This is a genomic window from Pseudoalteromonas sp. CF6-2, assembly GCF_021729425.1.
GTDB lineage: Bacteria > Pseudomonadota > Gammaproteobacteria > Enterobacterales > Alteromonadaceae > Pseudoalteromonas > Pseudoalteromonas arabiensis.
The window spans coordinates 332,549-355,363 of sequence record NZ_CP091442.1 but is presented as its reverse complement, the minus strand read 5'-3'; the positions used below and the strand labels follow the sequence as shown (position 1 = coordinate 355,363).

At 38.9% G+C, this 22,815-nt stretch carries 21 protein-coding genes and 1 tRNA gene; 1 reads left to right on the top strand and 21 read right to left on the bottom strand.

The genetic code is table 11. From position 1 onward, the window contains the following. Positions 1 to 294: 294 nt before the first annotated feature. The 15 genes from L3Q70_RS01720 to L3Q70_RS01650 all read right to left on the bottom strand — a co-directional run bounded on the left by L3Q70_RS01720 (position 295) and on the right by L3Q70_RS01650 (position 15,719). Positions 295 to 2,367, bottom strand: coding sequence for a secretin N-terminal domain-containing protein (locus L3Q70_RS01720; protein ID WP_237114748.1), 2,073 nt, complete (start codon positions 2,365 to 2,367; stop codon positions 295 to 297). After that, positions 2,348 to 2,845, bottom strand: coding sequence for a hypothetical protein (locus L3Q70_RS01715; RefSeq protein WP_193988212.1), 498 nt, complete (start codon positions 2,843 to 2,845; stop codon positions 2,348 to 2,350). The genes L3Q70_RS01720 and L3Q70_RS01715 overlap by 20 nt, the downstream gene beginning before the upstream one ends. Continuing rightward, entirely contained in the window at positions 2,842 to 3,423 is a 582-nt protein-coding gene (locus tag L3Q70_RS01710) for a hypothetical protein (protein WP_193988211.1), read from the bottom strand. Before L3Q70_RS01710 ends, L3Q70_RS01715 begins: the two co-directional genes overlap by 4 nt. Next, on the bottom strand, positions 3,416 to 4,540 hold the full coding sequence (locus L3Q70_RS01705) for a hypothetical protein (RefSeq protein ID WP_237114747.1): 1,125 nt from the start codon (positions 4,538 to 4,540) through the stop codon (positions 3,416 to 3,418). Before L3Q70_RS01705 ends, L3Q70_RS01710 begins: the two co-directional genes overlap by 8 nt. Continuing rightward, the gene (locus L3Q70_RS01700) at positions 4,537 to 5,433 is read right to left on the bottom strand and encodes a type II secretion system protein GspK (RefSeq protein WP_193988209.1); all 897 of its coding nucleotides are present in this window, start codon (positions 5,431 to 5,433) and stop codon (positions 4,537 to 4,539) included. Before L3Q70_RS01700 ends, L3Q70_RS01705 begins: the two co-directional genes overlap by 4 nt. Before the next feature lies 1 nt (position 5,434). Next, positions 5,435 to 6,142: a prepilin-type N-terminal cleavage/methylation domain-containing protein gene (locus L3Q70_RS01695; protein WP_237114746.1), complete on the bottom strand. Its 708-nt coding sequence runs from the start codon at positions 6,140 to 6,142 to the stop codon at positions 5,435 to 5,437. Next, a complete protein-coding gene (locus L3Q70_RS01690; protein ID WP_193988208.1) occupies positions 6,136 to 6,537 on the bottom strand; it encodes a type II secretion system protein in 402 nt (133 codons plus the stop codon). The genes L3Q70_RS01695 and L3Q70_RS01690 overlap by 7 nt, the downstream gene beginning before the upstream one ends. Then, the gene (locus L3Q70_RS01685) at positions 6,527 to 6,934 is read right to left on the bottom strand and encodes a type II secretion system protein (RefSeq protein WP_237114745.1); all 408 of its coding nucleotides are present in this window, start codon (positions 6,932 to 6,934) and stop codon (positions 6,527 to 6,529) included. Before L3Q70_RS01685 ends, L3Q70_RS01690 begins: the two co-directional genes overlap by 11 nt. Further along, entirely contained in the window at positions 6,918 to 8,117 is a 1,200-nt protein-coding gene (locus L3Q70_RS01680; RefSeq protein WP_193988206.1) for a type II secretion system F family protein, read from the bottom strand. The genes L3Q70_RS01685 and L3Q70_RS01680 overlap by 17 nt, the downstream gene beginning before the upstream one ends. Beyond that, the gene (locus L3Q70_RS01675; RefSeq protein WP_237114744.1) at positions 8,117 to 9,775 is read right to left on the bottom strand and encodes a GspE/PulE family protein; all 1,659 of its coding nucleotides are present in this window, start codon (positions 9,773 to 9,775) and stop codon (positions 8,117 to 8,119) included. The genes L3Q70_RS01680 and L3Q70_RS01675 overlap by 1 nt, the downstream gene beginning before the upstream one ends. Continuing rightward, complete coding sequence (gspG, locus tag L3Q70_RS01670) at positions 9,772 to 10,167, bottom strand: type II secretion system major pseudopilin GspG (protein ID WP_130151605.1); 396 nt, start codon at positions 10,165 to 10,167, stop codon at positions 9,772 to 9,774. Before gspG ends, L3Q70_RS01675 begins: the two co-directional genes overlap by 4 nt. 76 nt (positions 10,168 to 10,243) lie before the next feature. Continuing rightward, positions 10,244 to 11,278, bottom strand: coding sequence for a nitroreductase family protein (locus L3Q70_RS01665; protein ID WP_193988204.1), 1,035 nt, complete (start codon positions 11,276 to 11,278; stop codon positions 10,244 to 10,246). A gap of 8 nt (positions 11,279 to 11,286) precedes the next feature. Then, complete coding sequence (locus L3Q70_RS01660; RefSeq protein WP_346657787.1) at positions 11,287 to 13,977, bottom strand: SLBB domain-containing protein; 2,691 nt, start codon at positions 13,975 to 13,977, stop codon at positions 11,287 to 11,289. A 108-nt stretch (positions 13,978 to 14,085) separates the two neighbouring features. Further along, the gene (locus L3Q70_RS01655; RefSeq protein WP_130151602.1) at positions 14,086 to 14,865 is read right to left on the bottom strand and encodes a DUF481 domain-containing protein; all 780 of its coding nucleotides are present in this window, start codon (positions 14,863 to 14,865) and stop codon (positions 14,086 to 14,088) included. A gap of 23 nt (positions 14,866 to 14,888) precedes the next feature. After that, a complete protein-coding gene (locus L3Q70_RS01650) occupies positions 14,889 to 15,719 on the bottom strand; it encodes a mechanosensitive ion channel domain-containing protein (protein WP_062567247.1) in 831 nt (276 codons plus the stop codon). A gap of 277 nt (positions 15,720 to 15,996) precedes the next feature. Between L3Q70_RS01650 and L3Q70_RS01645 the strand changes: the two genes are divergently transcribed. Continuing rightward, positions 15,997 to 16,072 (top strand) — tRNA-His (locus tag L3Q70_RS01645). Between the two features lie 245 nt (positions 16,073 to 16,317). On the opposite strand, the gene L3Q70_RS01640 is transcribed toward L3Q70_RS01645, so the two are convergent. From L3Q70_RS01640 to rfbB, 6 genes are read right to left on the bottom strand one after another with little or no spacing between them, the layout of a single operon-like run. Then, on the bottom strand, positions 16,318 to 17,328 hold the full coding sequence (locus L3Q70_RS01640; protein WP_237114743.1) for a glycosyltransferase: 1,011 nt from the start codon (positions 17,326 to 17,328) through the stop codon (positions 16,318 to 16,320). Further along, positions 17,313 to 17,876, bottom strand: coding sequence for an acyltransferase (locus L3Q70_RS01635; protein ID WP_193988202.1), 564 nt, complete (start codon positions 17,874 to 17,876; stop codon positions 17,313 to 17,315). Before L3Q70_RS01635 ends, L3Q70_RS01640 begins: the two co-directional genes overlap by 16 nt. A 5-nt stretch (positions 17,877 to 17,881) precedes the next feature. Continuing rightward, on the bottom strand, positions 17,882 to 18,955 hold the full coding sequence (locus tag L3Q70_RS01630; RefSeq protein ID WP_193988201.1) for a DegT/DnrJ/EryC1/StrS family aminotransferase: 1,074 nt from the start codon (positions 18,953 to 18,955) through the stop codon (positions 17,882 to 17,884). A 21-nt stretch (positions 18,956 to 18,976) separates the two neighbouring features. Further along, positions 18,977 to 20,401, bottom strand: a complete 1,425-nt coding sequence (locus L3Q70_RS01625) for a lipopolysaccharide biosynthesis protein (RefSeq protein WP_237114742.1) — start codon at positions 20,399 to 20,401, stop codon at positions 18,977 to 18,979. 4 nt (positions 20,402 to 20,405) lie between these two features. Further along, positions 20,406 to 21,272 carry a glucose-1-phosphate thymidylyltransferase RfbA gene (rfbA, locus tag L3Q70_RS01620; RefSeq protein WP_130151597.1) on the bottom strand — a complete coding sequence of 289 codons (867 nt, stop codon included), beginning with the start codon at positions 21,270 to 21,272 and terminating at the stop codon, positions 20,406 to 20,408. A gap of 1 nt (position 21,273) precedes the next feature. Then, positions 21,274 to 22,422 (bottom strand): dTDP-glucose 4,6-dehydratase, encoded by a 1,149-nt coding sequence (rfbB, locus tag L3Q70_RS01615; RefSeq protein WP_237114741.1) that lies wholly within the window; start codon positions 22,420 to 22,422, stop codon positions 21,274 to 21,276. Positions 22,423 to 22,815 lie beyond the last annotated feature (393 nt).

Here is a 22,815-nt window from a genome sequence, read left to right as displayed (position 1 = left end):
TAACTTTGACTGAACAACCTAAAGTTATCTTTTAAGGCACATCTTTTCAAGTGATTATTTATACAATTTTGCCACTTTCGCAGCCGTTTAGCTCTTTTTTTGTTCGATTAGAGTAATTATACAACTAAAGAACCAAACTTAATCATTTGGCAATGAACGCAAATCACCTTTTAATATAAAAAGCTTAAACTAACCTTAAACACTAAAGCTAAGCCGTTTAGTGTAACCATCACTAAAGGCACCTTAGTATTTATATCGCCACTCTACTCACAGTACTTTAGCAATTTACAACAATTAAAAGGCAATGTTTTCTAAGCCTTTAATAAAGCTGTCTTTTACCCGTTGCCAGTCTTCTCTGTTTTGTACAATTTTAGGGGTGACTAATATTACTAACTCGGTTTTATCTGAGCTACTGCTGTCTGTTCTAAATAAGTGACCAAGCACTGGTAGGTCACCAAAAAATGGCACTGATGAGGCACCGTTTGATTTATTCTCACTAATTAAGCCGCCCAGCATCACTGTTTGGCCGTTGCCAGCCACGACCTCTGTACTTAAGGTGCGCTCAAAAATAGACGGGTTATCACCTGCCCCGCTGCTATCTGGTGATATATTCGAAATATTTTGTTCAATAGTCATAATCACCGTGCCTTGGGCATTAATGGTTGGCGTTACCGTTAAATCAACACCGGTTTTACGGTACTCCACTTGTGTGGTTTGGCGGTCACCACTAATTGGGTCTGTGGTGGTGCTGCCTATAGTTGGAATATCGTCACCCACACTAATATTAGCAGCGACACCATCGCGTACCAATAGCGTTGGGCGCGAAAGTACATTTACAAGGCCATCTGTTTGCGATAAATTCACGCTTATATTGCCAGGTAAGCCAACAATCGAGTAATTAAATGCCCCTCCCCCTTCGGTATTAAAGCTAAAGCTTTCTTTTCGACCTGTGGCCTCACCGCTTTCAATAGCATATTGCACACCTTTAGAAAAACTGCCGGTGAGTTTTACCTCAGCAATCACCACTTCCATCATCACTTGCTTAGGCATAACATCAAGCTGGCGAATAATAGGTTGTAGTTCTTGGTAATATTGCCCTGTCGAGTAAAAAATAAGAGCATTAGCGCGCTCATCCACCACTAAGCGAATATCGTCACCTTCAATACTGCTTACTGTGTTATTTTGTGTTTGGCTTGATGCATTACTTGGAGTAGGTGCATCAGTTGCCGCCTTTTCGGGTGTTTTTTTACTATTAAAGCTGCCACCTAATAATGGTGCAAGGCTTTGCCCTAGGTCAGAGGCTCTTGCATATTTAGGGTGATAAATATAAAAACTTTGCTCTGCACCTGTTGCAGGCTTATCCAACTCTTTTTGCCAATATTCAACACGGTCAATTATTTCATCAGCGGTTGCAAACACAACAACCTGCCCTAAATGCTCAATAGGTATAAAATAAACACTGGCAGAGGTTGAACGGCTTGCTTGCGCATCAATCCCTTCAAGCGCTAATAGCTCGGTTACTTTGGTAATAAATGTTTGCGAGTCTATATAGCTAAACTTCATCAACGCCACCGCTTTTTTGTTCATTGCAGCGCTATCCATTAAGTTTATAAGGCTTATAGCCCTTAACACTTGCTCACGTTTACCTTTAATTGTCACCATGCCTTGGGCAGGGTCAATACTCACCTGTGCGTCAACCAAACCTGCAATGGCACTACGCAGCCCAGTGGATACACCATATTTTGTAGGCACTAATTGCACTATATCACTTGCAACATTAGGGACCGATGCAGGGGTGCGGCCAAAGCCAAAAGCAACATCCGATTTACTCCCTTTAGGGTCAGCCGGAAAAATATAATACACCCCATCATTCAATGTAATGCTAATTTTATTTTGCGTAAAGATTTCTTGTACTAGTTGAAAATAGCGCTGAGCGGTTACTTTTTCTTTCAGTTCTAGTGTAACAGGGGTGGCTTTTGATTTAATTGATGGCTCAATTAAATACGATACTTGCAACAGCTCACCTAACGAATAATGAATGAACTCATTTAACGGTAACGCATTAACAGATACCTGAAACTGTTTACTGTTATTAAACTGCTTTGATAGGTCAACTTCTAACGTCAGTGACTGCCCATCTTCAAGTGAATTGACACGTTCAAAAGTCGTTTTTTTCTCGTCTTGTTGTTCAACTTTTACAGGCGCTGTGTCTTTAATTCCGTCGTCATTATCTTTTAAGTATGAATTTGTAACATCGACTTTATTTGCTTTTACATTGCTACTAGGCTCAATAAGCGATGCACAGCCAGTGCTAAAAAATAAAATAGCAAAAAGTAATGCGCTTGATTTATGAAGGTGATTGTTCATGAGACTGCCGTTGAAAAAGTTTAAATTCTTTTGTTTGTGTTTCGTTTGCAAGGGTAATGGTGTTATTTGTTACAGCAATTAACTTTACATTGCCGCCCAGTGTATCACCTATTGTTGCTTTTACTAACTGCTGTTGGTCATTTTTTATAATCACAAACACATTGTTCTGCTGGTTAAAAATACCTAATAAATGAAAAACCTGATCGCCGAATACGAGTTCATTTTCAGCCGCTGTTTTTTTATTTTTGCTCTCGGCTTGCTTTTGCTCGGCTAGTTGCTGGCGTTTTATACTGTTTGCTTCGTTTTGCAATTGAGTTAATAATAACGACGGTGAATCTTGCTTTAATGCTGACTCAGAAATAGTTAATGCTGCGATATCAGTACTATTACTGGATTGCTCTGTGCTTGAGTCAAGCAATTCAGGAACAGCAAAAAACATGACACTCATAACAGAGATGGCTGCGATTATCCAATTCATGCTGCTGGCTCCTGTTCTTGTGGTTGGAGCACTTGACGGTTATTCCACATAATAAGATCAATATCACCCGTTAATGACTGTGTTGTACTTCCATTCCACTCTCGGCTGGTAAAATTATATTCTGCAAAGCGTATTAAAGGCGTTAATGACTCTAGCTTTTTAGTGGCCTTTACAACACATAATGCATCACCGTTGAAGCGCACATTGAGTCGCCACTGGCTAATGTTTTCACTTATTGGAGTTTCGCCTCGCCACGCAACCCGTTCTATTGAGCAATTAACAGGCTCTAAAGTTGACTCCAAAAGTGTTTGAGCCGTGAGTTTAAAGTCGCTCTCAGAGGGTTTATTAAACATAAGAGCTTGTAATTTCGTTTTATTTTGCTCGGCTAACGCCAGTTGCTCAGCGAGTACTTGTTGCTCAGAAAGTAAGGCTGTTAATTTAGTTTCACGCTTTTGATTCAGCGTATTCGTTTGTTTAAGCTCATCGTAGGCTAGCATTAATGGTTCGGTAATATATAAACCAAAAATTAAAGCAGCGGTGACAATTAAATAATGCTTATATTTTATAAGTTCAGCCATTCGCTTTTGCTCCTGCAGGTACTTCTGTATGCAAGGTTATCTCAATTTCAAACTTTTCAGAACCTCTGTACTTGCGCACACCTGATTTAAAAATGGCACTATCAACCTGAGATAACTTAGCAATTGCAGCGATTGTCGTATTCGCGCTTTTAGATTCACCACTTAATGTGATCACTCCTTGGCGTGATGAAAACTTGTCTATTAACATGCCTGTACTTAATGCGCTGTGGACTATATCCCAGTCTGAAAAAACGGCCGGATTTTGTTTAACCTGTGTTTCAAGTAAGGTAACTTTATTGTTCAAATCGTCAAGTTGCTGCTTTTGCGATAATAACTGGTTAGCATTGTCAGCTTGATTTTCAATTGCTTGCTTCGTGGCATTAATACTTAACCACTGCCATCCAGCCATAACAGCAAAGTACAAGGTAACACTAATGAGTGGCCCCCAGTATAGGGCATGTAGCTGTGTACTTTTAATTTTATGCTGGTAATTAAATACACTTATTTTGGCTAAATCAGCAATGGCTAATGCATTAAATTGCTCAGCCAAAAAGCGAAAATAAGCGGATTGACTAATAATTGTTGGCTCTATGTCATCAGCAAGGCCAATACTGTGTTTATATGCCGCTATATTTTGAATGAGTCCCTTGCAGTAGGCACTATGAGTAGTTGTTCCTGAACGACTAAAAAACAATACACCTTGTGGCGTATTAAGCTCAAAAAGCTGTTTTTCTGCCGTGCTTTGCTTAGATAGAATAGCCGTTTCAGGGATCAGCACTTTGCTTCCTGTAGCAAGTGCTGCACACTCTTGATCAAAGACGATAGTTGTTACATCAAAACCATCAATTTCTTTGTTGGGCTTTATTTCAACTAACGGTTTTGCATCACTGTATTGTTGCTGATTTATTTTCAGTAATGCCTTTAGCTCTGTCATGTTAAGCGCAGGATAACTTTTACGAGTGATGCTGTAGTGCTTTCTAGCAACCACTACAAAAAACGGCTTAAAGTGAGTGCAGTCCTCATAAATAGGGGTTATTCCCCCATTAGCGAGATAGCCTAAAGTATTTTTAAGCTGCGTGTTTAATAATCTTGATTTTGTAAGTTGATTTAATTTCACGATTTATTCCAGCTAACTTGAGAGAACACCATAGGTTTTATGTAAGAACGTGGAGTAGCATCTAAAATATATTGCTTGCTCAACTGCGCACCATTTAAAACAACACGTAATTGTACTCTTATTTTGCTGCCAGTGACAAAATTTATAAACTCACCTTCTTCAATGCCTGTTAGCAAATAAAAGTCATAACTGCTTAGTGTTCCTGCTGCTCTGCGTTTCAACACTTTATTGGCTGTCGATTCATCCTTTATTATCGCTTTTAAAATAGCCTCTGGTGCGTTAATTGGGTTAAAACCTGTCACCATTTCTGTTGAGAAATAGCGTGCAAAGTATTCTTTCGGTATTTGCTCAGCGCCTCGAATAAGAGCCGCTTCATTTACGCTTTGTAAATAACCATTACGGGGAACATAACGTTTACCTTGCTGCTTATAGAAGCTGGCCTCAGCACCATTGACACGACTTACATCGTTTTCGTCTTTCCAGTCAGTCAATGAGCTTACAAAGGTTTGTGCTGTGTTTTCTTCAACATTGAGTTGAACTAACAAATTTTTGATCAGATCAGGACTTGAAATATTCAAACTAAATAATGATTTCATGTCCATTAAGCTTATAAATATTGAATCGCTTAATCTAAACTCTTCACCATAGAAGTTCCAATTTTTAACTAGTTGGTTATTACTATTAGTGTCTGGGTATTTTTTATGGGCTAATAAGGCTGAAAATAGCTGAGTTTCGGCCTCTTCCAGCTCCAAACGCATTGCAAACTTGTTTTGAATTTGCTGCGTAACTTTAACTTGTTGTTGTATCGACTGATTAATAAAAATCCCTAATAAGGCCAAAATAAAGGAAATAATAAGGACTTGTATAAGTGCAATACCTGTCTGAGCTTTCATATTAAACGTCCAGCCTTAAGTGTCTAACGAGGTCAAGGTACGAAACGTTAATCAAATCAACTTGTATATGAGTAACTTGCTGTTGTTCATTTTCAAAAAACAGCGCTAACTTATTAGGTAAAAGCCTGTTGTTAGGGAGGTTATGTTCTGTATACCAACGCCTTTTAACACGCGTTTCTCCAATTGATAGCTCAGCACTATCAAGGTTACCAGCAACGGCATTTTCTAAGGTTTCCCAGCCGTAAAACTGAAAATTTATCTTCGCAATGTCGTTTACTAAGATATGTTGGTACTGCCAGTTTTCTTCTATCGGGTAGTTTAACAACAGTGTGTTGTTTAAAGGCATTTCACTATAAAGTAAGCTTTGTAGTCCGTTTTCTTGGTCAATTGCTTTAATATTAATAAGCGCAGTTTCATTCGAAAATAAGCCTGTGTTGGTGACAAGTGTGATTTCAGTTTGCTGGCCTGCAAATAATATTGAAAATTGCTCTTTTTGATCGCGAACAATATACACACTTGCCGCTTCTAATGTTCTTATAATTGCCTCTGTACCGAGTGCACTTTGGTTAAGCTGCCAAAAATGATCCGCTCGCTTTTGCCATTTGTCTGTATATAGGCTGTATGCAAAGTAACCTGTAAACATTACCATAGACAACAGCGCTGTGGCTATCATAAGCTCAATGAGTGAAAAGCCTTTTTGCTTTACCATGCAACCACCCTAAATTGAAAAGAACGCCCAGACTTTGGTGCTTCCACTTCAACTAGAAAGATAGGAAAACGAGCATCAGGCGGGAAGTCTTCATCAACTTCCATTGGCGGGGTTATCATTGTTTGCGTTGTTGCTTGCCATTCAAATTCGAAACCGAAAGCTTGTGTTACGCCACTGTACTCTTTTTGTTTTGTGGTTTGATAACGCTCTCTAAGCTGCGACTTTATATTCGTTATAACAAGCTCAGCGCTTTGATAATACTGAGCTGTGTTTGCTGCTTTTTCGGCAGATAAGCTGCTTGCACTGTAAAGTTGTGCTGTTATTGCCAGCGATGAGAATAATATAACCGCAGCTATGAGCACTTCAATTAAGGTGAAGCCTTGGTTAGTTTTCATAAGGGGTAAACATACTCTCGAGTTTGTATTCTTGAATTGTGTCTGCGCGCAGTATTTTATAGCTATTTGGGGTCACTAATGAGTTAGTCGCAACTAGGTAGTCGTTAGGTGAAAACACTAATTGCTCAAATTGCATGCTAGATACTTGCTGATTAACTGTAACCGTGATCTCACTGCCTTGCATACGAACATTAATAGGAAAACCAGAGTAGTAAGCTTGATAACTGAGGCGTTTAAATAGTTGCCTCACTTTTTGCAATTCAACTTGGCGTGTTTGTTGATCAACCGCCTTGGTGACTAACCCGCCGGTCAAACCCATAACAATCGCCATGATTGCCATCACAACCATTAGCTCAATAAGAGAGAAGCCAGCGGCTTTTTTAGAATGGAACATCATTAATAGAGACCATACTCATTAACATTGTTATGACGATACCACCTACAAAGCCCCCCATAAAAATAAGCATGATAGGCTCAAGCATAGTTGTCAGCTTTTTAATCACACTTTCAAGTTCGGCTTTACTACGCTGTGCAACCTCAGAAAACACTCTAGGTAGTCGGCCTGTCTCTTCACCCACTTTAATAATAGATAAGAAAAAGTCAGGAAAAATACGTGTTTTCTCTAACACTTGGCTCAGTTGCTTACCCGTTTTTAATTGTTTTAACGCTAGTTTTGCATCGCGTTTCAGCTCTGGGTGTTTTAAGGTATTTGCAGTGAGCTCTAGGGTGGTGTCTAGTTGTAGGCCAGCCTCTAGCATCATCGCCATAGATTGCGAAAAGCGAATACGTTCTGCTGTTAAAATCACGCTACCAATGCCAGGTAAGCGCGAGATTTTTATGTAAAACCAATTTTTAACCTCTGGCCGCTTTAAGCCATATGACAGCCCCATAATTGCAGCCACCACAGAGCCAATAATAATCACTTGGTAATCAACAAAAAAGTTACTCACATTGATGATCATTTGTGTGTACCAAGGCGCTTGGCTAAGGTCGGTAAAAATACCCGACATTTTTGGCACAATAAAGGTAAGCACAAAGTAAACCGCCATAATACACACAAAAAAGATAACGCTTGGATACGTTAACGCGGTACTAATTTGTGTGCGAAGGTCTTTTTGGAACTTCAAATCGTTTGATAGGCGATTAAGCACCTCTGGTAAGTTACCCGAGGTTTCACCTATTTTCAGTAAGCTAATATATAAAGGTCCAAATAAATGCTCATGTTCTGAAAAGGCTTCGCTCAGTGACGAGCCCTTTTTTAAAGAAGCCGAGATTTGACTCAATAGCCGTGTTAATGCTGGGTGACCATTTGCTTTTTTAATGATATCGATACCGCGGTCAACACGTATGCCACTTTCGAGCAAAAGCGCCAACTCACTGGTAAAAAACTCGAGCTGATCCAAGTTTACTTTTTGTGAAAATAAACTACTGATGCTTGAAGCACTTGCTATAGGCTTAATAGATAATGCATTTAAACCATCTGCGAGGAGTTTTTTTTGTGCCTCGGCTTGGCTGGCAGCATTGACGACACCTTGATGCCGCGCCCCTTGGTTATCAATGGCTTTATATTCAAATTCCATTAGCCTGCAACCCGCAATACTTCATCTATGGTGGTCACGCCAGTAACCACTTTATACAAACCATCTTGCATCAGGTTACGGCGCTTCAATTGCGCATTATGGGCTTGTGCTTTAGAAATAAATTGATCATTTTTAGGCAGTTGCTTGATTTCGTCATCGCATCGCAAATATTCGTTAATCGCAATTCGGCCTCTAAAGCCGGTGTGATTACAATGTTCGCAGCCAACAGCTTGCTTGATGTTTAATTCACTGATTGCGGCATTTTTAGCAACTTGTTCTAGCGGATACTGGGCAAGTAATTCGCTTATATCTTCTAAAGGTGTCGCACAGTGCTGACATAGGCGTCTAGCCAAACGCTGAGCAACAACAGACACCAGCGCCGCATTAAGTAAAAACTCTTCAACACCTAAATCGAGCAAACGGGTGTAAGCACTTGCTGCGTCATTGGTGTGCACGGTACTGAATACTAAGTGCCCTGTTAATGCTGATTGCAAAGCGATACGAGCGGTTTCCGCATCACGTATTTCACCGACCATGATAATGTCTGGATCTTGACGTACTATTGAACGTAAACCCGCAGCAAAGTTAAACCCTATATCGTTATTAACTTGTACTTGGTTTACGCCTTCTAGTTGGTACTCCACAGGGTCTTCAAGCGTAATAATTTTGACATCAGGGCGGTTAAGTTCATTTAAGAACGTGTAAAGGGTTGTTGTTTTACCTGAACCTGTGGGGCCCGTAAGTAAGATAACCCCTGTTGTTTTACGTAGGTCTTGCTGAATAAGATTTTGTGTATCATTAGACAGACCAAGTACCGACATATCATAGCGAATTGAGTCTTTTAATAAGAAACGTAAAACAATACTTTCACCATCATTAAGCGGTAAAGCAGAAACACGTATATCAAGCTCTTGGTTAGCGATACGCAGTTCTATTTTACCATCTTGAGGACGACGCTTTTCTGCGATATCCATGCCTGATAAGATCTTTAGACGCGTTGTGATAGGTAACTGCATTTTAGGCGCAAGTTTATCTACTTCATGTAACACACCGTCTATTCGATAGCGCACACGAAAGCGCCCTTGATGCGGCTCAAGGTGCATATCTGACGCGCCTCTTGCCAGCGCTTTGGTGATCAATGAGTTTAACAGGTTTACTGTTGGTGCTTCTGAAGCAAGCTCTCTTAATCTGGCCTCTTCATCACCTGTGAGTTCATCATCCTCAATATTATTTTCTGAGGTACTTTGAATCTCGTAAAAGAAGGTTTGTAGCTGTGACTCAGTTGCAACAAGTATGTTGACATCGACATCATGCTGCTGGATAAACTGTGCCAGCGATAACGAAAGCGGGTCCTTACAGGCTAAAGTCCATACATCGCCCACCTCAAGTAATACGCAATCTAGTTCCTTGAGCGATTGAAGTAGTGTTACATCCACCCCTTCAGGAAGTTGCCAATTAGGATAGTCATCGACAGAAAACAGCGGATAGCCTAATAACTTACTGTACAAAGGGGCTAAATCATCTTCAGTTAAACAGCCCATATTAACTAAAATTTGCTCTAGCCTACCATCGTATCTACTTTGATATGACTTTGCTTTGTCTATGTCAGCGGCAGATACTTTAAATTGCTCAGCAAGTAATTGGCTAAGATCGATCATTTATGAATCACATCCTCATTTTCACCTTCACCACCCGGTTGCCCATCTAGGCCATAACTCATGATGGTATAAGGTGCACCGTTTTCACCCGGTACTTTATAAATATATTCTTTGCCCCACGGGTCTAGCGGAATGTCTTTTGGTAGGTAAGGACCATCCCAACTTGCCGATTCGCTTCTACGTAATGCTTGTAATGTTGGTGGCACGGTGCCCATATCTAAACGATACGTGTCGATAGCTGTTTCAAACATCTGCATTTGTGCAACCGCAGTTTTAATTTTCGATGAGCTTACTTTTGAGAATAATTTAGGAGCAACCAAAGAACCTAATAGCCCAAGAATGATAAGCACTATCATTAGTTCCATTAAACTGAAACCTTTATTTTTTTTCATGAAAACTCCTTAAATTTAAATTTGCTTGAGTATATCAAGCAGGAAAATAGCTGTCGATATAACGAATTTTCAAGCATTAAAGCTGCTTTAAAATATCTTTCGCTTGCTTTTTATCTGAATAAGGTATCATTCCTGAATTAGCGGGATAGCCTACAGCAATGAACATCACAACTCGCTTGTACTGCGGTAAATCAAGTAACTTAGCGACTCGTTTATCTAAAGTGATAAGTTCAGGCCAGTTGATAGGACAACTACTCAACCCTAAAGTTTCAAGTGCTAGCATAAACTGCATGGATGCAAGCGAGCCATCTATATATATCACATGCCGGTCTCGCGAAAATGGATAATACGATAAATCTCCAACGACGGCGATCAAATGTGGAATATTGTCTGCGAACCCTGCCGTCCCACCTGGTAAGTTAGCCAGTTTATTAAGCAAAGGTTGTTCTGTAATAGAATAAAATTCGAAAGGCTGCCTATTACACGCACTCGGCGCTTGCAGTGCAGCAGCGAGTGCTTTTTCAACTTTTTCTAGCTCAACTTGCTTTTGCTCAAACCAACGTACAGAGGTACGAAACTTGGTTAACGCTAAAAACTGCTCATAGCTAACTTGGTGTGGCTCTTTTTGCTGGTAAGCGTACGGCTTTTTCAAGCCGCTATGTGCCGTTGATAGCTGCTGAAAGACAGCATAATTTTTTGCAACAGTTGAATGCTGTTTATCTACAACAGAAAAGTACTCGCTGAGGACATCCGTTGCCCATTGCAACTCTGACTGTTCCACATTTGATTGGGTTACTGCAAGTTGGTAAGCCGCTAATGTCTCTGTTAAATAATCGAGTGCAAAGACACTACGCCTAGGCTGCATTATGAGCCCCTTTTCTAAGCGGTGTATATTGCGTCTTAATAAGGCACTTGATTTACCATGCATGCCTTGTTGATTGTTATATGCAAGACGAGCTTTAAGTATTGCTTGGTGCTCGTAAAAAAAATCTCGTGAGAAAAAAGTAAAATACAACCCAGACAGTATTGGTGATTTACTGCATAAAGGTAATAGAGCAACTTGAAGTTGCTCTATTGCACGTTTAAGTAATTTGATTACATAAGCTTTCATCAAATAGTCTAGTTACCTAATGAGCTGATTGCTGCAACTGCTACACCCATTTGATACATAATTTGTGTTGCTGAACTCCAAAGAGTTAAGTTATCAATGTAATCGGTATCAAGAGGTACCACAATTGTGTCCCCAGGTGATAGCTCAAAGTCGTTATTAACCGCAAACCAAGAACCTCGGTTTGGTACTTCGACTAGACCACTGGCTTTAATAATATAGATACGGTCTTCATCAGCACGCGGTTTTAATCCACCACTGCGTGTTAGGTAATCATCTAAGCTCAGTTCATTTTGATATAAATGCGAACCTGAGAAGTTTACTTCACCCACAACATCAACACTGTTACGTTTTGAAGGAACATACAACACATCGCTGTCTTCAACTTGTAAATCGCGTTTACCACTGGCAATGGCTGGTAAATCGATAACCAGTCGGCCAACCGCTTTCACTTTAGCTAAGTCTTTAATCAAGCTATCCATATCTTGATAAGAAAGTGATGCATCAGTAATTGAGTTATTGAAACTTTTAGACGCAATATCACGACGTAAGTCTTCTGATATTTTATTTAATTGCTGCTGTTGTTGTAGTCTGATTGCTTCACGGGTAAATACCGCCCCTTCAGGGAAAGAAAAATCAGTAAAGCCGCCGGCACGTTTGATTACGCTCGATAAGCTTTCACCTTTTGCAATACTGTAGATACCTGGGAATTTAACTTCGCCAAGAATATTAATTTTTCTGTCTTGCTGCCAATTAGGAATTGGGTAAACATTAATTGTGTCTTTACTTTCTAAAGCAAAATGCTCTGTCCCTTGTTTTGTATTTAAGGTCGATAAATCAATACTAATATGCTGTAAGTCTGAATTTTCTGTGTATCGCGTTACCTCAGCATTTTGTAAAAAAGCGGACTCTTTTAAGCCACCAGCAGCTGCAACCGCATCGTGTACGTCTGCATTAACAGGCATCGGATAAACGCCTTCGTAAAATACTTCACCACGCACACCAATAATCTGCAAGCCACTGTCTTTAGTTGCTTGTTGATTTAACTTGGCTAAAATTGGTTTTAGTAATTTCTTACGGCTAAATACAGCATACTCATCATCTTCTAACTCATCTTTGTTTGTGAGCATTTCTGTAATTGATAAAACTTCTTCCTCTTCTTCTTCAGCGACACTAAGTGCTAATTCTTTATCGAATGACGAGCCTAAGTCGATGAATTCATAGAACTTACGCTCTTCGTATTCATCCCATAATCTGATTTTTTCTTGCTGCTTTAACTGCTCTTTAGTAAGTGCCATTGTGTTTAAAGCATTTTCTTCACTTTCAATTGATTGAAAACGGCTAAATACCACAACGATATCACGCGGCTTAAGCTCTAAATCTTGCTTACCATTTACTGCATCTAAAAGAGAAAACTGATGGACTTCAATATCACCACGGACATTGATTTCACGTACAATGAGTGAGTAATCGTAATCAGCAATTGGCAGTAAATCAGATTTAAGCGAGTTAAATAACTGGCTAACCGTTTTACCTTCATGCCATGAATAGTTACCTGGGTGAGAAACCGCACCAATTAGAGTCACCGCATCATCTAGCTCTTGGCTTGATGAAGGCACTTTTACTGTGTCACCGTTTTTTGGTGTATAGGCGTTTTTATCGAATAGGTTTAATTGCAATACAGTTTTTGAGCTGTGACCTGTATAACGTTCTACCACTGACTTTTGAGGAAATGCAGCGGCACTAAAACCACCTGCCATAGCAATAAGATCTTGACTAGACTCGCCTTCTTTCAATTCAAAAATAGCAGGGCGACGTACTTCACCATCAACAGTAACTTGCATACCTACAGGCGGAATAAATACCACATCGCCAGGTTTTAAGATTACATCGTTACTACTGTCACCTTTAATAAGTAGGTTATATAAGTCAAGTGTAGTGACCGTTTTGCCCGCTCTTTTTAGTTGTATATTACGTAACGAACCAATTTCTGAAATACCACCACTAACAAAAAGAGCGTGGGTAATCGAAGCAAGTGAAGGAACCGTGTAAGCGCCTGGTTTATAAGATTCACCTAACACCATGATTCGAATCGAACGTGTTTTACCCATTGATACAAATGCTTCTGCACCAATCATTTCTTGCTGAACTTTTGCTTTAATTAACTGAACTACATCAGCATACTGCATACCTGCAACAGTCACAGGCTTAAGCGAACCAACCGTTAAGCGCCCTTCACGGTCAATCGTTGCCTCTTCAGTTGAAGCTTCTTTACCAAATAGGTTAACCGTTAATGTGTCACCAGCACCAACAATGTAAGTGTCTGGTACCAGTGCGCTCTCAGTTGGCGCGAATGTTGTTGGTTCACCTGAAAACAACTCATAACCAAAAGGCTTAAGCTCATCAGGTTGAGGTTTGAATTTTTCTTCATCCGTGAGTTCTTCTTTATTATCTTTTTTCTCACCGAATAAATCTCTTGGCATCACTGAGCTGTTATTCTCATCGTCAAGCGACTCGCCATCCTTATTGGTAGAATCCAGCATGCTTATATCCAAGCCATATTTCTTTGCTATAGCTTCTTGCTGTGATTTAGGTAGCTTTTTAAATTGTTCAATTTGCTGCTTGGTCGGAGTGACGGAGTGCGCTTCTGTTATAAATAAAAGCGACATAAAAAGAGCGATTACAAGCCTAAAAAACTTCACAAAGTTTCCCTTCTAAGAAAATAAAGATTAACCGCCGCATACTACATCATTTTTTAAGCAAAAAAAATGGGTAAACAAGTTTACCCATTCAATCTTAAAATAAAGCGCTTAGAAACTATAAACTAACGTTAATGATGTTTCTGTATCGGTATTTTCTTTGTCGTCTGCTACATCTGAGTTGTGGGTGATGTTATACGCCACTTTCATTTGTAGTGAGCCGTTGATTTTCGCCAAAATAGCTGATTCAGAGCGTGTTTTGGTATTTGTATCACCGTATTCCACAGATACAAGCTGAGTAAAACGTGCGCTTTCTGAAATTTGCCAGTTGTAATCAACCTTACCTAACGCAATGACTTCACCTTCACGTTCACCGGCAAGTGAGTTACCGTTGTCATCCATTTCAGTGCTGTCATCAGGGTATTGGAAGTATTTATAACCTGGACCAATTTCAGCGTTCAGCCACATGTCAGAACGGTCGATTAAACGTAAACCGTAACCTGCGGAGATAACTGTTTCGTTACGATATGCACCAAAATAATCAGATACGTGCGAGCCGTAGATGAATAAGTGTGAGTGCTTTTCGTTTAATTTATAGTTACCTTGCGCAGAGAATGAGTACTTTTCATTAGTACGCTGCGTTTCTTTTTCGCCCGCATCATTCTCAACTTCATCTTCTTTATAAAGACCGTCAAGTTTGTATTCGTTATTCCAGCTTTCAAGATTGTGTAATACCTTAATACCGCCTTTTAATGTGGTTGTTTCAGTATTACCGCTAGTGATAATTGCACCCAGTTCGCTGGTTACATCCCACGTTTTAGTTTCGTCAGCTGCGAATGCGCTAGTTGCAGCTGATGCTGCAACTAGAATTGATAAAGCTTTTAATTTCATTAAAAAATAACCTTTACTGCTTTTTATTTGACGCTTGCGTCTTCTTTATGCAAATGAACATCCATTTGCGGAAATGGGATAGTGATGTCTGCATCATCTAATGCGATCTTAATGTTTTCTACAAGATCAAAGTAGGTCGGCCAGTAATCAGACGAGTTGACCCATGGACGCACCACAAAATTAACACTTGAATCGGCAAGTTCAGACACAGCAACGGTATAAGCAGGGTCTTTAAGTAGACGCTCTTCTTTATCAAGCACTGATTTTAGCACTGCTTTTGCTTCTTTTAGATCTGCATCGTAGCCAACACCAATCACTAAATCGATACGACGTGTTGATTCGCGTGAGTAGTTAATAATGGCATCGCCCATGATTTTTGAGTTTGGCATGATAATCACTTTGTTATCAGGCGTGCGTAACTCTGTAGAGAAGATCTCAATCTTTTTAACCGTACCTGCTTTGCCACCAGCCTCAACGTAGTCACCTGACTTGAAAGGGCGAAGTAAAATGATTAGTACACCTGATGCAAAGTTAGATAATGAACCTTGTAGCGCTAAACCAACCGCTAAACCAGCCGCACCTAAAATAGCGATGAATGATGTTGTTTCAATACCTAGTTGCGAAAGTGCCATTAGGATTGTTGCAGCAAATACGATCGCATACACAATGCTTGCTACAAATGAACCTACCGCTTTATCCACTTTTTTCTTGTCGAAAGCTTTTTCAGTTAACCCTTCACAAAATTTGGCGATACGGCCACCGATAAGAAAAATAATTAGCGCCAACACACCCTGAATGGCGTAATGTATGATTAAACCTGAATTCTCATTGATCCAGTTCATTATAGTATCCATGTTCTCTCCTGAAGTTCATTTTTAGCATAACGCTGTATAAATTATATATGATCTTTGGTTAAAAAATCATTAAATTACAGACTGATTAAAAATGAGTGATTGCTCTATTGCAGAGGGCGAAAGTCTAATCTGCAAAACTGAATGCCACCTGACTGCATGAGCATTTCTGAATTTTCCGAGCAAAGAAACTTTTTTATAGTTTTTTCTATTTAGGGCTTCACAAGGTGATATTAATTATGTAATATGCGCGCCACACCAATCGAGGTGTGTCTCAGTGGCGGCTGTAGCTCAGTTGGTAGAGCCCCGGATTGTGATTCCGGTTGTCGTGGGTTCAAGCCCCATCAGTCGCCCCACTTTTTCCTCTATAAATATCCTTATTTATCAAATTAAATTTCACTTACTCTTTAAACTTCTTTGAAGTGCGCAATGTCGGCAAAACTCTCTCTTTAAAAGTAGCGTTTTTGTAGCTGTAAGATTAAAAGCTTTCCTCCTAAAAATAAGCTCTAAGCCCTAATACTAAATGTAATGTCATTTTCAGGCTACTTAGATAGTAAGTAGCCTTTTCGCTGCTGGTTAGTTTTTGTTGAAGCTGTAATACCTAAAATGCACGTCTCATAAATAGCGTTTTAGAACAACGATACAGTAAACTTAACAGTGATTTAAAAGCTGCGCCTTGTGCACGATATTTATTAAAGTATTTCACTGACTCTAAATATTTATTTTGCAACACGCTTTGAGTACATAATTGGCCAAATATGTATTGTTTTCTTATTTTTACATTACGAGAATATTCAGGCTCAAGGTAACGCTCTAGTTTATCTAGAGACTCTATCATGCGTAAGTTATGCTTTTTTAATTTCACGGTATTATTTACTGTTTCAGAAGACCAGGAGTTCTGACTTTCACGTCTGTAGACACTCATTTTTTCATGTAGATAAACAATCCCATTAATCCCAGAGAAAGCCTCCAAGAAAAAGTCTCCGATTGGCGCATCATAAAAAAAACTAGGTAAGTTATCCAAGACACTTTTTCTTATAAACATTGATGCTGTTGGGCAAAACTGTGAGTGTACTTTGTATATTTCAGCATAATCAATGATATGAGTAGCTTCTTTTCGTGTAGGAAACTGATATGAAGAGTGTGGCTCCTCTTCAGAGTTTATAATGTATGCATTGTGTACACATAGGTTCAGATCGCTATGTTTTTTAAGTTCCAGAATCTGCCTCTGCAACTTACAACGATCCACCCAAAAGTCATCCCCTTCACAAAGGGCAACATATTCTCCTTGCGCAATTGCTAACGAATGTTTGAAAGGCAAGTTAATGTTGATCGAAAACTGATTTACATCTTGTAGTATGAGTTTAATTATTGATGGGTATTTTTGCTGGTACTCTTGGATGATAGCCCGCGTGTTATCAGTAGAGAGATCATCGTGAATAATAATCTCAAACCGATACTCTGTAACTTGAGCTAGAAATCCTTCTATTGTATCGCGGATATAGCTTTCTTGATTAAATGTTGTGCAAATAATCGAAGTGAAAACTTGGTCAGCATATAACCAGTGTTTAGTAACCTCTTCCTCGCAAGGTGCGACTAGTTTTTCGAACATAATTCATTTTCCAGCGTTTCACAATTTCTGCTGCGTTGCTTGATTTTTTTAGCGGGTTGCCCTGCATATACAAAACCAGCCTCAAGAGATTTATTGACCAAAGATAGAGAACCAACTGCAACGCACTCTTCAATTATCACCCCTGGCAAAATAATGCTTCCAGCTCCAATTAAACTATGCTTTTTGATTGTAACCGGTGCATGACTTACATTGGTATATTGACTTGGAACCGTTGGGTTCGTCATATATTCGCCTGAATAGTCATCATTACTAGAGTAGACTGAACATCTTGATGATAGACATGTATAGTCTTCCATCGTAATTCTTCCTGCACCTATCAATGACGTATAAACAGCAATATGCACGTACTTGCCTATGCTAATCCCCTCTTTTCCCGCTGATAAAACGCAGAAGTCGTCGATTCTACTGTTATCGCCAATTTCTATGTTTGCCGCATTGTAAATAGATGCTAATTTTGACAATTTGACATTCTTACCTACATGCTTGAATCCCAAAGCTTCTAATTCAATTTGTGTATAAAAAGCCATATTTTCTACAATCCTTTTTTTACATTTTCGATAACGGTTGTAATATCGTGTAGTTTTAAATGCGCATGTAAAGGCAAGCACAAGATACTTTCTGATGCTTTTAAGCTATTGGACGTTCCGTAATTGTGTTCATCTACAAAGATTCGGTCTAATGAAGGAGCAAAGTAATTGCGGCTTTGAATGTTATTTTCTTCTAATGCTTGAGTCACTTTCTTTAGCTGTTTCTCACTGTCTAACAAGATTGGCATATAAGCACCATTGGCATTTGCTTCTGGGTGCCAAGTAGGTAACTTAACTACATCCTTTAAACCTTGTCTATATGCATGAAATAATTCAGCTCTATGATCAAGCACATCATCTATTTCTTCAAGGTTAACCAAACCAACAGCTGCTTGATACTCATTCATTTTTGCATTTATGCCAACATGGTTCGAATCACTTGGGTTAGAACCAAAATTAATGAGTCGCTCAGCTCTTTCATAACTGTCTTTATCTTTAAAAATAACAGCTCCACCTTCAACCGTATGAAAAACTTTGGTTGCATGAAAACTCAATGTACTCGCATCCCCATACTTTAAAATTGATTGTTCATTGATTTTCACACCAAAAGCATGCGCGGCATCATAAATAATTTTAAAGTCTTTTTGTTCGCCAAGATCTTTTAATTTAAGAACATCACAGGGGTTTCCATACACATGTGTAGCAACTAAAGTATCAGCTTTACAGCCTTGTTCATAAGCAGCTTTAATTGCATCTGGGCAAATATTTAAACTACTTGAGTCAATATCCGCAAATGCCACTTCATCTTTCTGCCATTTAAAAGCGCTAACAGTAGCTACAAAGCTAAATGGTGTTGAGATTAGAGAGTGGCTGTTAAGTGCCCTACCTGCGATTTGAAGTGCTGACGTACCATTATTTGTCAGTAAAAGGTTTTCTACACATAAATAATCCTCTAACTTTTCAGTTAATTCTTTATGCATAGGCCCAAAATTAGTGAACCAACTATTATCATTTATTTTTTCGAGTAATTTTTGGAGCTTTTTTAAGTTAGGTTTAACAGGGTTGTTTAAGGCAATCATTTATAATGACTCCATATAGGGTTAATTTTTTAATGTGTTTTTTAAGGCAATAAGCAATGATCGCTGCATCAGAATTAGAATTAGAATATAACTTCCTAGAGCAACACCTAACATAGTGATAATTTGAATAATATTGCTGCTGAAGTTCATACCAACGCTGTATCCTAAAAAGGCCGAAAAAGCGGTAATAAGCGCAATCGGAAGCAAGGCTATCAGCTGCTTATAAGCCGTTAAGCTCGAAAGCTTACCTGTGTAGTAAGTATTGATAAACAATGCCAAGTAAGAGCTGACAACCATACCTATACACATTGCTTTAATACCCATAGGTACCGTCACAACAAGTATTAAGGTAATCGTTATCTTCTTAATTATTTCTAATTTTAAGAAGAGGTCAGAACGTCCCTTCACTTGTAACATGTTTAAATTAATAGCATGAATTGGATAAAGCACTAACGCCATTGTAATGATACTGACGAGCTCTGCAGTACCCTGCCATTCTTGCCCTAATAAGATTTCAATCAACGGCTTGGCAATAATGCATAAACCAAACATAACAGGGAATATGACTACTGCAGCAAATTGCAAAGTTAATAAGTAGGATGCATCAAGTTTCTTCGTATCGTGTTGTATCGCACTTAACATAGGAAAAGTAACTTTTTGAATTACCCCTGTCAAAGTAACCGCAGGTAAGCTAGACAATCTATTCGCTTGATTGAATAAACCAAGCTGAACGGCTGTAAACTGCTTACCGATAATTAGGCTATAAATATTATTGTAAATAGTATCTAACAGGCCAGATAAAAGTAGCTTTGAACCAAAACCAAATAGGTTTTTAAAGGATTCTTTAGAAAACTTGCGCTTAGGCCTCCATGGCACCAAAATATTTAGCATCAATACATTGATGATTGCTAATGCTAGTTGTTGAGCCACTAATGCCCATACACCATGATCAAAATAAGCCAAAGCCAATGCTAATAGACTGCTACAAGTAAGTGCAATGAAATTGCACTTAGCTTGCGTTTTAAAGTTTAAGCTTACACTGAGTTTGACAATGGGAATTGCCGAAAAAGTATTAATCACGACAACAAGTGCAATAACTCTGGTTAGTGTAGTTAGCTCTGGCTGCTGATAGAATTGGGCAATATAAGGGGCGCAGAAAAATAGTAATAGGTAACAGCCTATGGATACACCAAGACTGAAATAGAAAGTAGTCGCAAAATCAGACTCATCTCTGTCTGTCTTTCGTATCAATGCAGCGTTGAACCCGCTATTAATAAACACATTAGCAACCGCAATAAATATCGCTAGCATGGCAATTAAACCAAATACTGCTGGACCTAAGATATTAGCCAGAACTAAGCTTGTAGCTAAAGCTATTGCTTGTGTGCCTAAACTATCTAATGCACTCCAAATAAAACCACTTTTAATTTTTTTCTTGTCGTGCATGAACTTAATTACTGACTAATTGTACAAGGTACTTACCATACTCATTTTTTTTCATTGGCTCCGCCAGCGCAAGTATTTGTTCTGCCGTTAACCAGTTATTACGCCATGCAATTTCTTCTAAACAGGCAATTTTAAGCCCTTGGACATGTTGAATTGTCTGTACAAAATTAGAGGCTTCATGAAGACTTTCATGTGTTCCCGTATCGAGCCAAGCAAAGCCTCGACCCAATAGCTCGACATGCAGTGTACCTTCTTCTAAATACATCTGGTTAATACTGGTTATTTCTAATTCTCCTCGTAATGAAGGCTTTACTTTTTTAGCTTTCTCAACGACTGAATTATCGTAAAAATATAACCCTGTAACAGCGAAATTAGATTTTGGTTTAGCTGGTTTTTCTTCAATAGAAATAGCTTTTAAGTTCTCATCAAACTCAACGACTCCAAAACGTTCCGGATCCTTAACATGATAACCAAATACAGTTGCACCACTTTCACGATGACTTGCACTCGCTAATGTTTTAGGGAAACCTTGACCATAAAAGATATTATCACCTAAAACCAAACACACAGAACTGTTACCAATGAACTCTTCACCGATAATGAATGCTTGGGCAAGCCCTTCAGGGTTAGGCTGTACTGCATACTCTAGTTGAATACCAAAATCTGAGCCATCACCTAAAATTCGCTGAAAACTCTGAAGGTCTTCTGGCGTGGTTATAATTAAAATATCTTTAATTCCAGCCAACATTAAAGTAGATAATGGGTAATAAACCATAGGTTTATCATATAAAGGCAGTAATTGTTTGGAAACACCACGAGTTAAAGGATATAGGCGTGTGCCAGACCCCCCAGCTAGAATAATCCCTTTCATATTATTGCTCCGTTTTGTTGAGGTTTATTTCACCAAGGCGTTCTCGTTGGTAGGAACCATCTTGCACATTTTGACACCAGTCGAGGTTATTTAAGTACCACAGTACCGTTTTTCTAAGGCCAGTTTCGAATGTTTCAAGTGGCTTCCAATTAAGCTCTTTGCTCATTTTTGTTGAGTCTATAGCGTAACGTCTATCGTGACCTGGGCGATCATTTACATGCTTTATAAGTGAAGAATATGTAGTTAATAATTCACCCTCTTTCGATTTCAGCTCTTTAAGTTTAATTGGGGCTAACTCATCTAAAAGATCGCAAATCATTTTTACGACTTCTATATTCTGCATTTCATTATGCCCACCAATATTGTAAGTTTCTCCGACTTTTCCTTCTGTCACTACTTTATATAAGGCACGGGCATGATCTTCTACATATAACCAATCACGGATCTGATCACCTTTGCCATAAATCGGCAGCTCTTTCCCTTCTAAAGCATTTAATATCACTAATGGAATAAGCTTTTCAGGAAAATGATAAGGGCCGTAATTATTTGAACAATTGGTGACGATTGTTGGAAAATTATAGGTACGAGCCCAAGCTCTTACTAAATGATCACTCGATGCTTTACTTGCAGAGTATGGGCTACTTGGTGCATAAGCTGTTTGCTCTGTAAATAATGGCAAACTCTGAGGTTGCAGCTCATTTTCTTCCAGAGCAAGGTCTGCTGGGTGTGGCAGATCACCATACACTTCATCTGTCGAAATATGATGAAATCTAAATTTTTCTTTAGCATTACCTTCTAATGTATTCCAGTACTGGCGAGCAGCTTCAAGTAAATTATAGGTGCCGATTATATTTGTTTGAATAAACTCTGCAGGGCCTGTAATTGAACGATCAACATGGCTTTCCGCAGCCAAGTGCATCACAGCATCTGGTTGATATTGCCTAAAAATGCGATCAAGTTCTTCACGGTCACAGATATCTACCTGCTCAAAAGTATAACGCTCACTCGAATCAACCGATTTCAATGACTCTAAATTACCTGCATAAGTCAGTTTATCAACATTAATAGCGGAGTCTTTTGTGTTTTCAATGATATGGCGTATAACCGCAGAGCCTATAAAACCAGCTGCACCTGTTACTAAATATCTCATTTTAATCCTTTTAGGGGCTCTAGAGCTTACCCTGCTCTAAAGCTTTTACTAATAGCTACTTGATAAAGGCTCTATTGCCTATACCATTTCACTTATCTGCTGTATTTGCGAATATTACCATATTCGATGGCGTTTTAAATTCATCTAAATTTTTAATTAGGTAAAATGGCTGGGTATTCCTTAACGTGTTATCCAGCAAAGCATCATATCCACAAGTACTCATCTCAATGCGTTCCCCTGATTTCCATCCCTTCCATTCATTTAGTAAGCACCTTGCTTTTTTAATAAGCTTGGATAATGTTTGAGGAACAAAGACTTGATTTGATAAATAGCTATTTGGCTAAGTTGACTAAGCCGTAGAAAATCTTGAGATTATTGGCCTTGGATCATAAA